The organism is Nocardia aurea (genome assembly GCF_003123685.1).
Lineage (GTDB): Bacteria > Actinomycetota > Actinomycetes > Mycobacteriales > Mycobacteriaceae > Nocardia > Nocardia aurea.
The window spans coordinates 17,376-31,102 of the sequence record NZ_QCYJ01000145.1 but is presented as its reverse complement, the minus strand read 5'-3'; the positions used below and the strand labels follow the sequence as shown (position 1 = coordinate 31,102).

The 13,727-nt window shown below is 68.4% G+C and carries 10 protein-coding genes; 4 read left to right on the top strand and 6 right to left on the bottom strand.

The window, feature by feature from the left end:
- Nucleotides 1-227 precede the first annotated feature (227 nt).
- From bioD to DAT37_RS37685, 3 genes are all read right to left on the bottom strand, one after another.
- A complete protein-coding gene (gene bioD, locus DAT37_RS37695) occupies nucleotides 228-905 on the bottom strand; it encodes a dethiobiotin synthase (RefSeq protein ID WP_109529739.1) in 678 nt (225 codons plus the stop codon).
- A gap of 52 nt (nucleotides 906-957) precedes the next feature.
- Nucleotides 958-2,112 carry an 8-amino-7-oxononanoate synthase gene (locus tag DAT37_RS37690; RefSeq protein ID WP_109529738.1) on the bottom strand — a complete coding sequence of 385 codons (1,155 nt, stop codon included), beginning with the start codon at nucleotides 2,110-2,112 and terminating at the stop codon, nucleotides 958-960.
- Nucleotides 2,113-2,242: 130 nt separating this feature from the next.
- Nucleotides 2,243-2,725: a MarR family winged helix-turn-helix transcriptional regulator gene (locus DAT37_RS37685; protein ID WP_109529737.1), complete on the bottom strand. Its 483-nt coding sequence runs from the start codon at nucleotides 2,723-2,725 to the stop codon at nucleotides 2,243-2,245.
- A 59-nt stretch (nucleotides 2,726-2,784) separates the two neighbouring features.
- Here DAT37_RS37685 and DAT37_RS37680 point away from each other — a divergent pair, with 59 nt between their 5' ends.
- A complete protein-coding gene (locus DAT37_RS37680; protein WP_109529736.1) occupies nucleotides 2,785-3,159 on the top strand; it encodes a cupin domain-containing protein in 375 nt (124 codons plus the stop codon).
- 14 nt (nucleotides 3,160-3,173) lie between these two features.
- Here the strand turns inward: DAT37_RS37680 and DAT37_RS37675 are convergent, their stop codons facing one another.
- Nucleotides 3,174-4,451: an adenosylmethionine--8-amino-7-oxononanoate transaminase gene (locus DAT37_RS37675; protein WP_109529735.1), complete on the bottom strand. Its 1,278-nt coding sequence runs from the start codon at nucleotides 4,449-4,451 to the stop codon at nucleotides 3,174-3,176.
- Nucleotides 4,452-5,009: 558 nt separating this feature from the next.
- Between DAT37_RS37675 and glgX the strand changes: the two genes are divergently transcribed.
- The gene (gene glgX / locus DAT37_RS37670) at nucleotides 5,010-7,130 is read left to right on the top strand and encodes a glycogen debranching protein GlgX (protein ID WP_109529734.1); all 2,121 of its coding nucleotides are present in this window, start codon (nucleotides 5,010-5,012) and stop codon (nucleotides 7,128-7,130) included.
- Between the two features lie 88 nt (nucleotides 7,131-7,218).
- Entirely contained in the window at nucleotides 7,219-9,579 is a 2,361-nt protein-coding gene (treY, locus tag DAT37_RS37665; protein WP_232840244.1) for a malto-oligosyltrehalose synthase, read from the top strand.
- A 78-nt stretch (nucleotides 9,580-9,657) separates the two neighbouring features.
- Here treY and DAT37_RS37660 read toward each other — a convergent pair whose 3' ends face one another.
- A complete protein-coding gene (locus tag DAT37_RS37660; protein WP_109529732.1) occupies nucleotides 9,658-10,269 on the bottom strand; it encodes an MspA family porin in 612 nt (203 codons plus the stop codon).
- A gap of 135 nt (nucleotides 10,270-10,404) precedes the next feature.
- Nucleotides 10,405-10,761: a nuclear transport factor 2 family protein gene (locus tag DAT37_RS37655; RefSeq protein ID WP_109529731.1), complete on the bottom strand. Its 357-nt coding sequence runs from the start codon at nucleotides 10,759-10,761 to the stop codon at nucleotides 10,405-10,407.
- 160 nt (nucleotides 10,762-10,921) lie between these two features.
- Between DAT37_RS37655 and DAT37_RS37650 the strand changes: the two genes are divergently transcribed.
- Nucleotides 10,922-13,600, top strand: coding sequence for an ATP-binding protein (locus DAT37_RS37650; RefSeq protein ID WP_109529730.1), 2,679 nt, complete (start codon nucleotides 10,922-10,924; stop codon nucleotides 13,598-13,600).
- Nucleotides 13,601-13,727: the final 127 nt, after the last annotated feature.

Genomic DNA, 13,727 nt, shown 5'->3' with positions numbered 1-13,727 from the left:
ATCCAGCTTAGCGCAGCCAATCACCCGAAACCAAATCCAGGATCTCAACCGAACCAGTGCGATCGCCAGGCGCTCCTCGTACTACCTCGTTTCCCAGGCCTCGCCCAGCCTCTCGGCTCTGCGTGGCGGCTCCGGGTCGGTGTCCGTGTCGCTCTGACTTGGATAAAGTTACGTAGCCGTGTGCACGATGTCAAATCGCCTGGTAGACGGCCTGGATCGACGATTCTTCACCGGTGGGCGGTCAGAAGAGCCGGTTCGAACCAGTCCCGGGCGGTCTCGGTGAATCGAAGACGGTCCCACGCGCCCGCGCCCTCCGGAACCGCGCCGACGAGTTCCACTCCGGTAACCCTCGACAGATCGACGCGGTTGCATTCCGACGCGAGGTCCGGATCCGCGGGCCACGCGCCGATGACCAGTCCCGCACATCGCACGCCGGCTGCCGCGAGCGCGCGGGTCGTCAGTTCGCTGTGGTTCAGGGTGCCCAGGCCCGCCGCGGCGACGACGAGTACCGGGGCGTCGAGTTCCTTCGCCAGGTCGGTCAGGGTGAATTCACCGAGCCGGACCAGTAGACCGCCGGCACCTTCGACCAGGGTGAGGTCGGCATCGCCCAGCTCGCGGATCGCGGTGACGGTCTCCCGCAGGGTCAGTAGGGGTTGCCCGCAGCGTGCCGCGGCGGTGTCGGGCGCGAGCGGGTCCGGGTAGCGCGCGAGTTCGATGCCGCGATCGATGCCGCTGAGCCGGGCGATGTCGGCGAGATCGCCGGGCTCCCCGGGGCCGACTCCGGTCTGCGCCGGTTTGCAGACCGCAACCGAACGGCCCTCGGCCGCCGCGGCGGCGGCCACGGCGGCGGTGACCACCGTTTTACCGACCCCCGTCGAGGTTCCGGTGACGAGCAGGATGCTCATGCCCGGTCCCCCCGCACTCGCGCGGAAGGAAGACGACGCGATGCGGATCGCCTCATGCGGGCACCGCGTCCAGGCCGCGGGCCCCTGCCAGGACCTCACCGAGAACCGTCGCGATGGTGTCCATCTCCGCGGCGGTCAGGTCGGCGCGAGCGGTGAGCCGCAACCGGGAAGTCCCCTCCGGCACCGACGGCGGCCGGAAACATCCGACCTCGAGACCGCGCGCCCGACAGGCCTGGGCGGCTTCGTGGGCGACGTGTGTTTCTCCGAGCACCACCGAGACGACCGCCGAATCCGGCGTTCCCACGCCTGCGATCCGCGCGATGTCGGCGGCACGTTCCAGCACGCGCCCCGCCATCTCCGGTTCGGCGCGCAACAGGCGCAGGGCGGCGCGCGCGGCGCCGACAGCGGCCGGAGCGAGTCCGGTGTCGAAGATGAAGGTGCGGGCGGTGTCGATCAGGTGGGCGCGCACGTTCTCGCCCGCGAGGACGGCGCCACCCTGCGCTGCGAAGGCTTTGGACAGGGTCGCGGTGATCACCAGATCCGGCGCGCCGGACAGCCCGACCTCTTCGACGAGACCGCGGCCGCCCGTGCCGCGCACGCCGAGCCCGTGCGCCTCGTCGACGATCAGCACCGCGCCGTTGGATCGGGTGACACGGTGCAATTCGGCCAGCGGCGCGAGATCGCCGTCGGCGCTGAATACCGAATCGGTGAGTACCAGCGCCCGTTCCTCGGTGCGCGCGGACAGGAGACGATCCACCGCGTCGACATCGCGGTGCGGCGCGATCTCCACCCGCGCACGCGACAACCTGCAGGCATCGACCAGCGACGCGTGACTACCCGCGTCGGAGACGACCAGGGAACCTCGGCCCGACAGCGCGGTGACGGCGCCCAGGTTGGCGGCGTACCCCGAGGCGAAGACCAGGCCCGCCTCGGCGCCGACGAAGTCGGCGAGCTCGGCTTCCAATTCCTCGTGTTCGGTGGTGGTGCCGGTGACCAGACGCGATCCGGTGGATCCGGTGCCCCAGCGCCGCACGGATTCGATCGCCGCCTCCATCACCTCGGGGTGGTGCACCAGGCCGAGGTAGTCGTTGGACGCGAGATCGATCGATGCCGATACCGGCGGCCTCGGGCGGAGATCACGGTGCAGGCCTGCGGTTGCGCGGTCGGCGGCCCGTTCGTCCAGCCAACTCGACAGATCGGTATTCACAGCTCCGCAGCATACTTGAACACCGTTCAGGGCGGTATGGGCCGGGACCGGGACCGCCGATCCGATGCGGTGTCTCCACGGCGATCGCGATCGTCGGATCAGGCCCGAATCCGTCGCACCGAGCGATCGACTACGACGCCCCGAACCAGTTCGGAGTGTCGAAGCGGAAGAGATCGCCCGGGGTGACCCTGCGCAGATCGTCCTCCAGCGCGGCGAGGCGATCGGCGCCCAGGATGTCGGCCCAGCGGCGGTGTATCCGGTCGAAGGCGCGGGCGGATTCGGTCAGCGCGTCGGTCGCACGGTCGGTCAGGGTGTACACCTTGCGCCGCGCGTCCTGCGGGTCGTGGCCACGGCGCAGGTAGCCGAGGCGTTCCAGCGCTTCGATGTGCTTACCCGCGGCCTGTTTCGAGACGCCGAGCGCCCGCCCGAGATCGGCGGCGGTGCATCCGTACCGCCCCCCGACCCGACCGACGGCCTGGAAGACGAATCCGTGCATGGGTCGCATTTCGGCGTGGCCCCGCTCGGCCAATTCCGCGTGTACCTCGTCGACGATGCTCCGAAAGCCGAGCAGCAGGCGCAGCGGCAGTTCGTAGCCGCCCTCATCACTTGACATAGTAGACAACCTCATTGACCATATAGACAACCCTGTTGTCCATTGTAGGAGATTCCGGAATGACACTCATTCGCCACACCGATACCCGGCGCACCGAAACCCCCAGCGGCGTGATGACCACCCTCGCCTCCCCCACCCAGGGCGATACCGGACAGGCGCTGTGGCACGTACGGGTTCATCCCGGAATCGCGGGCCCGGTGCACACCATCGACGCCGAACAGATCTGGACCGTACTGACCGGACAGCTCACCATCGCCCTGGACGACACGACAATCGCCGCTGCCGAGGGAGATACCGTCGTGCTGCGCGCGAACGCGACGCGGCAGGTCGTCGCGGGCGACGACGGGTTCACCGCCTTCGTCACCGGTCCCGCCGGATCGCGGGCGAGAACTCCGGGCAGCGACGAAGCCGTCGTGCCGCCCTGGATCGCCTGAACGCACGCTCGTCGTTACGCCGACTGCGCCGCCACCGCGGCGAGCATGGCCGAGGTGATGATCTCGATATCCGCGCCGGTGCTGACGAACGGCGGCATGCAGTACACGAGATCGCGGAACGGACGAAGCCACGCGCCCGCCCGCACCGCCGCGTCGGTCGCACGTCGCATCTCGACCGGTTCGGCCAATTCGATGACGCCGATCGCACCGAGAACCCGCACGTCGACCACGCCCGGCAGGTCGCGTGCGGGCGCGAGCCCCTCGATCAGTCCGGCTTCGATCCGTCCGACCTCGCCGCGCCAATCGCGCTCGAGCAGTAATTCGATGGACGCCACCGCCACCGCGCAGGCCAGCGGATTGCCCATGAAGGTCGGGCCGTGCATGAGTCCGCCGTGGGCGGCGCTGAGCGTCTCGGCGATCGGTGTCGTGCAGAGGGCGGCGGCCAGGGAGAGGTAGCCGCCGGTGATGGCCTTGCCCACGCACATCACGTCCGGGGCGACACCGACGTGATCGGCCGCGAACAAGGTTCCGGTCCGGCCGAATCCGGTGGCGATCTCGTCGAAGATCAGCAGCACGCCGTGCTCGTCGCAGAGCCTGCGCAGGTCGAGCAGGTAGCGCGGATCGTGCCAGCGCATGCCGCCCGCGCCCTGCACGACCGGTTCGACGATGATCGCGGCGAGTTCGTGGGCGTGCGCGCCCACCAGCCGTTCCAGTTCCGCGACGTATTCGGGTCGGTAGTCGCGCGGCGGCGGCGGGGCGAAGATCTGGGCCGCGAGCACATCGGTCCACAGCGAGTGCATCCCGCCGTCCGGGTCGCAGACGCTCATGGGCGTGAAGGTGTCACCGTGGTAGCCGCCGCGCCAGGTCAGCAGCCGGGATTTGCCCGGCTCACCGAGCGCGCGCCAGTACTGCAGGCACATCTTCACCGCGACCTCGACCGAGACCGAACCGGAATCGCACAGGAAGACCTTGTCCAAACCCGCGGGGGTGTGCGCCACGAGCAGCTCCGCGAGGCGCGCGGCGGGTTCGTGGGTCAGTCCCCCGAACATCACGTGACTCATCCGCCGCGACTGCGCGAGCAGGGCCGCGTCCAGAACCGGGTGCCCGTAGCCGTGGACGGCCGCCCACCACGAACTCATGCCGTCGACGAGCACCCGGCCGTCGGCCAGCGTCAGCCGAGTGCCTTCGGCGGAGGCGACGATCAGCGGTTCGGTGGTCGCCGGAAAGCCACCGTAGGGGTGCCAGACATGTTCGGCGTCGATGCGGGTGATCTCGTCGGGGGTCAGTGCCACCGCATTCCTCCCACTGCATTCCTCGCGGTCGAGCGACAGCCCCGGATTCCCCGAGGCAATCTTGAACGGTGTTCAAGTTATCACTCCGCTGAGAGCCGTTCGCCGTGGGCGACGAGAGTGTCACACCCGAACGGGCGGGAACCTCGGGAGACCCTCGTCACGCGGATAGTCGGTGACTATCTCGATTCCGAGGATCGCGAGCCGGACAGTCACCGCTCACGCGATGTCATAGCGCGGTCGGTCACCGAAGAATCCGCCCGCTCGAATCCGGCGACGCGGCGGACCCGGCCAGCACGACCGGCCGCGAGCCGACCGACGCGGTACCGATTCTGCCTGGTCGACCCGTCCGAAGACCGGATATGCGCCTGTCGGCGCATCGCGTGACAGCCGGGTGCCGCGACCTCGACGGCGCGGGTCCGGCCGGTACGCGGACCGACGCCGGGCCCGACCGCCCGACCCGCCCGGCCCGAGGCCGCGCACCCTCGGTGACCTCTGCGGGCGCACCCGCCCTCGCACACCCGCGAGAGCTATCGCGTGACTGCCGCTACTGTCATTTGTATGCCTGAGCCCGACGCATCGCCCGGTGACCTGACGCCACTCGGTGTGTGGCCCGGCACGCCCTATCCGCTCGGCGCCACCTATGACGGCGCGGGCACCAATTTCTCGGTGTTCTCCGAAGTCGCCGAGTCGGTGGAACTGTGCCTGATCGGTCGTGACGGCGCGGAAACCCGTATCCCGCTCGATGAAGTCGACACCTACGTCTGGCACGCCTATCTCCCGACCATCGGGCCGGGCCAGCGCTACGGGTTCCGTGTACACGGGCCCTACGATCCGGAACAGGGATTGCGTTGTGATCCGAGCAAATTGCTGCTCGATCCGTACGGCAAGGCCTTCGACGGCGATTTCGACGATGACCCGTCCCTGCACACCTACGGGCTGGATTCGCTGGGCCACACCATGACCGGCGTGGTGATCAACCCCTTCTTCGACTGGGGCGCCGATCGCCCGCCGAACCGGCCCTATCACGAGACGGTCATCTACGAGGCGCACGTCAAGGGCATGACGATGACGCACCCCGATATCCCCGACGAATTGCGTGGCACCTACGCGGGTATCGCGCATCCGGCGATCGTCGGTCACCTCAAGAGTCTCGGTATCACCGCGATCGAACTGATGCCGGTGCACCAGTTCCTGCAGGACCGGGTGCTGCTCGACCAGGGACTGCGGAACTACTGGGGGTACAACAGCTTCGGCTATCTCGCACCGCACAACGGGTACGCCGCGAGCCCACGCGGCGGAGCGGCGGTCACCGAATTCAAGGCGATGGTGCGCGCGTTGCACGCCGAGGGCATCGAGGTGATCCTCGACGTGGTCTACAACCACACCGCCGAAGGCAACCACCTCGGACCGACCATCGCCTTCCGCGGGATCGACAATGCCGCGTATTACCGTCTGCTGGACAAGGATCCGTCCCGGTACATGGATTACACCGGTACCGGCAACAGCCTCAACGTGCGTCATCCCCACACGTTGCAACTGATCATGGATTCGCTGCGGTACTGGATCCTCGATATGCACGTCGACGGGTTCCGCTTCGACCTGGCCGCCACCCTCGCGCGCGAACTGCACGACGTGGACCGGCTGTCCACGTTCTTCGATCTGGTGCAACAGGATCCGGTGGTCAGCCAGGTGAAGCTGATCGCCGAGCCGTGGGATGTCGGCGAGGGCGGCTACCAGGTCGGCAACTTCCCCGGGCAGTGGACCGAATGGAACGGCAAGTACCGCGACACCGTTCGTGACTACTGGCGCGGCGAGCCCGCCACCCTCGGCGAATTCGCGTCCCGGCTCACCGGTTCGTCGGATCTGTACGAGGCCACCGGGCGCAGGCCGAGCGCCAGCATCAACTTCATCATCGCCCACGACGGCTTCACGCTGCGGGATCTGGTGTCCTACAACGAGAAACACAACTCTGCCAACGGCGAGGACAACCGCGACGGCGAGAGTCACAACCGTTCGTGGAACTGCGGAGTCGAGGGACCGACCGACGATCCGGACATCCTCGCCCTGCGCGCCAAGCAGTCCCGCAACCTGCTCGCGACGCTGGTGTTGTCCCAGGGCACGCCCATGCTCGCGCACGGCGACGAGATGGGCCGCACCCAGCACGGCAACAACAATGTCTACTGCCAGGATTCCGAGATCGCCTGGATGGACTGGTCGCTGCTGAAATCCAACGAGGATCTCTTCGATTTCACCCGGCACGTGATCGCGCTGCGTACCGCCCACCCCATCTTCCGCCGCCGACGCTTCCTCGAGGGCAGGCCGATCCGGTCGAAGGATCACGCCAGGGATATCGCCTGGCTGACCCCGGCGGGCGAGGAGATGACACCGGCCGATTGGGACAGCGGGTTCGGCAAATCGCTCACCGTCTACCTGAACGGGCTCGGCATCCCCGAACCGGGGCCGCGCGGCGAACGCATCACCGACGATTCGTTCCTGATGTGTTTCAACGCGCACGATTCCGCACTCGACTTCGTGCTGCCCGGCGCCGACTACGGCGCCGAATGGTCGGTGGCACTGGACTGTTCGATTCCCGACGGCCTCTCCGACGCCTCCTACCCGGCATCGGCGACCCTGCCGGTTCCCGCCCGCTGCCTGCTCGTGCTCCGCTGCCCTGCTTAATCGGACAACCCATATGACTACATCCAACGCCTCCCAGCAGACCCACCACACCGATCCGATCGCCCGCGCCAAATCCCGGGTCCGGGCACTGTCGATCCGCAGCACCTACCGTCTGCAACTGCGGCCGGACGCGCTGACCTTCACCGATGCCCGCACGATCGCGGAATACCTTCAGCAGCTGGGAATCTCGCATCTGTATCTGTCGCCGATCCTGACACCGATGCACGGGTCGACGCACGGCTACGACATCGCCGACCCGACCACGGTCTCGGCGGCGCTCGGCGGGCCGGGCGGACTCAAGGCGCTGGCCGACGAGGTGCGCAGCCGAGGTATGGGCCTGATCGTCGACCTGGTGCCCAATCACGTCGGCGTCGCCGATCCGCGTCAGAATCCCTGGTGGTGGGATGTCCTGCGCAACGGCAAGGAATCGGCCTACCAGCACTATTTCGATATCGATTGGAGTTCGTCCAACGGTGCGGGCGGCAGGCTGGCCCTGCCGATACTGCAGAGCGAGAACGATCCGGCCTCGCTGACCGTCGACCGGTCCGGCTCGGAACCGATGCTGGCCCTGCGTGATCTGCGTTTCCCGATCGCACCGGGCACCGACGGCGACAACGCGCTGCGCATCCACGACAAACAGCACTACCGGTTGGTGAGTTGGAAATCGGGTTTGTGCACCTACCGGCGATTCTTCGCGGTCAGCAGTCTCGCGGCGGTGCGCCAGGAGGATCCGGAAGTCTTCGAGATCACCCACCGCGAACTGGCGGCATGGTGCGAACACGACCTGATCGACGGCGTGCGGGTCGATCATCCGGACGGACTATCCGATCCCGCCGCCTACCTGGTCGGACTGCGTCAGCTCATCGGGCCGAACCGCCTGCTGCTGGTGGAGAAGATCCTCGCCAACCGCGAACCGCTCGACGCCACCCTCCCGGTGGACGGAACCACCGGGTACGACGCGCTGGCCGGGCTCGGCGGTGTACTGATCGACCCCGACGGGGAATCGGTGCTGACCGATCTCTCACGCCGGTTCGCCGGGCACGGCAGTGATCGCGCCTGGGTCGGCGAGACCGAGCATCGGATCAAACGGGCAGTCGCCGAGAGCATCCTGACGCCCGAGGTGCGCAGACTGGTCGCCGCGATCAAACGTGACGCCGCCGCCGAGAGTTTCGACACCCTCGCGCTCACCAACGCCACCATCGAGGTGCTCGCCTTCATGCCGGTGTACCGGGCGGATTACGCGCCACTGGCCGGAATGACCGGCGCGGTGATCGCCGAGGTCGAGAAACGCAACAGCGAACTGACCGCGCCGCTTTCGGTCCTGGTGACCGCGTTGGCCGTGGACGGTGAGGCGGCGGTGCGGTTCGGCCAGGTCTGCGGGGCGATCACCGCGAAGGCCGTCGAGGACACCATGTTCTATCAGGGCGCGCGTCTGGTCTCGTTGCAGGAGGTCGGCGGCAATCCCGCGCGTTTCGGTCATTCGCTCAACGAGTTCCACCTCGCCAATACCGAACGCGCGGAGCGCTGGCCCGCCGCGATGACGACGCTGTCGACCCACGACACCAAACGCGGAGAGGATGTGCGCGCCAGGATCGGGGTGCTGTCGCAGGCGGCGAGCATCTGGGCGCGGTCGGTCGAATCCTGGATGGAACGGACCCCGGCGCCGGACGGCGCGACGGCACTGTTCCTGCTACAGAACATGTTCGGAGTCTGGCCCGCGGACGGTCGCCCGGCCTCCTCGGTGCCGGGTCTGCGCGAAAGACTGCACATGTTCGCGGAGAAGGCGACCCGCGAGGCGGGCACCAGAACATCCTGGGAGGAGCCGGATTCGGAATTCGAATCGGCGGTGCACGGCTGGCTGGACACGGTGATCGACGGGCCCATCGGCGCGGAGTTGAGCGATCTGGTGCACGATCTCGCCCCGCACGCCTGGTCGGATTCGCTGGCGCAGAAGCTGTTACAGCTGTGTATGCCCGGCATCCCGGATATCTACCAGGGCTGCGAACTCTGGGAGGACTCGCTGGTCGATCCGGACAATCGGCGTCCGGTGGATTTCGCGGCACGCACCGGGATGCTGCAATCACTGACCGGCACACCGGCTTTGGATACGTCGGGGGCGGTCAAGATGTGGATCGTCGCCTACGCCCTGTGGTTGCGCAGGGAACGGCCGGAATGTTTCGTCGGCGGCAGCTATCTGCCGTTGTTCGCCACCGGTGAGCAGGCGAGCAGGCTCGTGTCCTACGCCCGAGGCAAGCCGGGCGAAGCGCCGGAGGTCATCGTGGCTGCCACCAGGCACAGCGTGGGGCTCGTCGAATCCGGTTGGGGCGACACGACGTTGGATCTGCCTTCGGGCAGTTGGACCGACCGCCTCACCGGTCACACCTTCCAGGGGCGAGCCCGGTTGGAGAAGTTGTTCGCGCGGCTGCCGGTCGCGCTGCTGGTGCGCTGAGGCGACCGCCGAGCGGGAACCACACACGTCCGCGTCCCGGGGCCCCGGGACGCGGACGTGCTCGTCTCGCGTGAACCGTCAGAGCCAGGTGGGATCGCCGAACACGGCTCCGGAGTCGTCGGCCTCCTCGGAGGCCACGTTGACATAGGTGAACTGGCGCAGAGTCACCGGGCCGGTGCAGGAGTTGACCCTGATGTGATAGTCACGGATACCGGCGTAGATGGTCTTGCCCGGCACCATGGTCTTCTCGGCCATGCTGAGCTCACCGACCTCGCCGGGATTCAGCGTCAGTGTCGCGACCGGGACGATATTGAACGGATTCGTGGTGGGGTCGAGATCGTCGAAGAATACGTTCGGAGTGACGCCGAAGGTGCCCGAGCCGATGTTCACCGCGCAGCCGACGTGGTAGCCGACCCGCAGTGTTCCGGTCGCCTCGCCGTCGATCCGGCCGTAGGAGACACTGCTCACCAGCGCCTCGCGGGTGGTACCCATCATGTTCAGCGGCGCGATCCTGTTGATGAACTCGTCCCGATTCCCCACGGTGAACGGAATGCCGTTCGGCGCGACGAAGGATTTCTCGTGCGGCGGCATGGGAACTATCTCGGCATTCGCCTGCGGCAGCGCCACGGACGACACACACGCGACGGCGGCCCCGGCCAGTGCCAGGGCCGCTCTTTGGAGGGTCGACATGCGGCACACTCTATTAGCCGATCGCTATGGCGATGATCTGCGACACGGCCGCGGTGGCGCCCTACCGGATGCCGGTCGTCGCGCGAATGACGGTGAGCGTCGGTCACGCTTCGCATCGGGACAGCGGGGATCGGATCACGCTGCCGCGGGCACCTTGTCGAGGAAGCCGTACACGTGGGCGATGCGACCGTCGCGCACGATCGCGACATCGAAGCCGACGACAACGGCCGCGGCGCCCGCCGGTCCCAGTTCCCAGGTGAAACGCACCTGGTCGTGGTGCGCGTCGACCGGTCCGGCCAGGGTGAAGACCCAGCCGGGGAACTGGGCCTGCACCCCGGCGATGGCGGCGTCGATGCCGTCGTGGCCCGCGACCTCGATCAGCGGATCGATGTACTCGGCGTCGGCGGCGAAGATTTCGGCCACGGCGGCTTTGCGGGCCGCGGCGTCGGTGGTGTTCCAGGCGTGCAGGTACTGCGCGACAAGGGTGTTCACGATGTCCTCCGAAAATAGTGGTGAGCTGCGGTTTCTCCGTCGCTCTCGGTACTGGGGACTACGTTATGGGCGAGGCCGGTCGCCTCGCATCGGTCGCCTATAGGTATTTTCGGCGCCCGCATCGGTACCTGGTCGTGAGCCGGCTCGCTACGGTGAACGGATGCTGCACGGACGAGAAGCCGAACAGGAACGGATCGATCGGCTTCTCGAAGCTGCCCGGCAGGGTCGAAGCGGCGCGCTCGTACTGCGCGGCGAACCCGGTATCGGAAAGACCGCGCTGCTGGATTACGCTGCCGCCCAGGGTATTCCGACGGTGCGCGGCGCGGGGATCGAATCCGAGGCCGAACTGCCCTTCGCGGCACTGCATCTGCTCGTCCGCCCCGGTATGGCGCTGGTCGACGGACTGCCCGGCCCGCAACGTGACGCGATGCGCGCCGCGTTCGGCATGACGGACCGGGTGGCTGTCGCCGACCCGATGTCGATCGGATTGGCGGTGCTGTCGCTGTTCGCCGAGGAAGCCGCCGACGGGCCCCTGCTCTGCCTCGTCGACGACGCGCACTGGCTGGACCGGGCGACAGCGCTGGCCCTGGTGTTCGCGGCCCGCAGGCTCGACGCCGAAGGCGTGGTGATCCTTTTCGCCACCCGCACCGGCGATCACGATTTCCCGGCGACCGGCCTGCCGGAGCTGGAGATCTCCGGCCTGCGCCAGGACGCCGCCGCGGCACTGGTCGACAGGCAGGCCCCGGATCTGTCCCCCGCCGTGCGATTTCGACTGCTCGCCGAAGCGGCGGGCAATCCACTGGCCCTGCTGGAACTGCCCGCCGTCCTCGCGGCCGAATCACCGGGCGCGGGACCGAATCCGCTCCCGCTGACCGAGCGCCTGCGCGTCGCTTTCCACGGTCGGGTCGGCGCGATGCCGGACCGGACCCGCACCCTGCTGCTCATCGCGGCCGCCGCGAATACGCCCGAACTCGGGCCGGTGCTCCTGGCCGCGACGGCATCGGGTGTCGACCTGTCGGATCTGGCCCCCGCGGAGGAGAGCGGTTTGGTGCGCAGCGACGGTCGGACCCTGACGTTCCGGCACCCGCTGCTCCGTTCCGCGATCTACCAGGGCGCGCCCGTGGCCCGGCGCCTCGCGGCACACCGCGCCATCGCGGACGCGCTCACCGACGACGCGGACGCCGACCTGCGGGCCTGGCATCTGGCCTCGGCGGCGACCGGCCCCGACGACACCGCGGCCGACGCGCTGGAGACCACCGCGCACCGGGCCCGGATCCGCCACGGCTACGACGGCGCGGTCTCCGCCTACGAACGAGCGGCCGATCTCAGCACCGACACCGGTGCGCGGGTCCGCCGACTGGTGCTCGCGGCCGAGACCGCCGCCGAAACCGGGCGGGTCGACCTGGCGGGGTCGCTCGCCGAACGGGCGGCCACGCAGACCACGGACCCGCTGCTCGGCGCCCGGTTGGATCTGGTGCGTGCGAGGGCTGCGTTCGGTGCGGGGAAACCGCGCGCCGCGCATCGACTCCTGCTCGGGGCGGCCATGGCGATGCGCGAACACGAACCCCGTCGCGCGGCCGAGACGCTGTCACAGGCCGTGCACACCGCCTGGTATCTCGGGGAAGCCGAACTCGCGCAGGTGAGCGCGCTGTGGGCCGCGCTCCCGCTCGACGATGCCGATCCGATGGCCCCCATCGCCCGCTACGTACTCGGCGCGATCGACCGTCGATACACCGTGCCACTGCGCGACGCCGCCGCCGACGCCAGGGCCAACGGCGCGGACAGTCCACGAGATCTGGTCCAGATGTGCGGGGCCGGACTGGTGGTCGGCCAGGACGATCAGGTCGCCGAACTCGTCGCCGAACTCGTCGCGGAATGCCGTGACCAGGGACGTATCGCGGCACTGCCCTCGCTGCTGTTCTTCCGCGCTGAGGCCGAGCTCTTCCTCGGCAGACCGCGCGAGGGCAAAGTCGCGGCGACGGAGGGCCTTCGGATCGCCGAGGATCTCGGTCAGACCCATTGGATCAGCCAGCAGCGGAGTTTTCTCTGCTATCTGGCGGCGATCGAGGGATCCGACGCGGAATGCGAGAACCTGGCCGCCAGAGCCGTCGTCGAAGAACTCGGCGGTGCGACGGCGGCAGGCGCACCGTGGACGCACGCGGCGCTCGCACTGCTCGATCTCGGGCGCGGCCGGGTGGAGAGCGTGCTGACCCGACTGGAACCACTCACCGAGGAACCGGCGCGGCACTACGTCATCGGATTGCGCGCACTGCCCGATCTCGTCGAAGCGGCAGTGCGGATCGGAGCACCGGACCGTGCGGGCGACGCCCTCGACCGGTTGCGGGCCTGGGCCGACACCGCCGGGCAGAGCTGGATCGAGGCGCTCGTGCACCGCTGTCACGCGCTGACCTCGGTGGGCGACGACGCCGAAACCGGCTACCGCGCGGCGCTGCGACTCGGCGGACACCCGTTCGACCTGGCCAGGACGCAATTGCTGTACGGAGAGTGGCTGCGCCGGGCCAAGCGCAGAATCGATGCGCGCGTGCCCCTGGAACAGGCGTTGGACACCTTCGATCGTCTCGGCGCCGTCCCGTGGGCCGAACGTGCCAGGATCGAACTCGCGGCGCTCGGCGTCGGCGCGGCGGAGCGCCCGGCCGACGGGGTGTCGGCACGGCTCACGCCGCAGGAACTACAGATCGTGCGACTGGCCGCGCGGGGGCTCTCTAATCGGGAAATCGCCGCGCAATTGTTCCTGAGCCCGCGCACGGTCGGCCATCATCTGTACAAGGCCTATCCGAAACTCGGTGTGCTGTCACGAAACGAATTGCCGGTGATATAGCGGCCGGGGCCGCGGGTTCGCGGCCCCCTTTGTCTCGCGTCCGAGCGGTCGAGACTCGCGCCTTCGGCGCATGCGCTTCGACCGCTCGGACGCGAGACGGGCCGCGAACGGGGCGCTCGTAAGACTC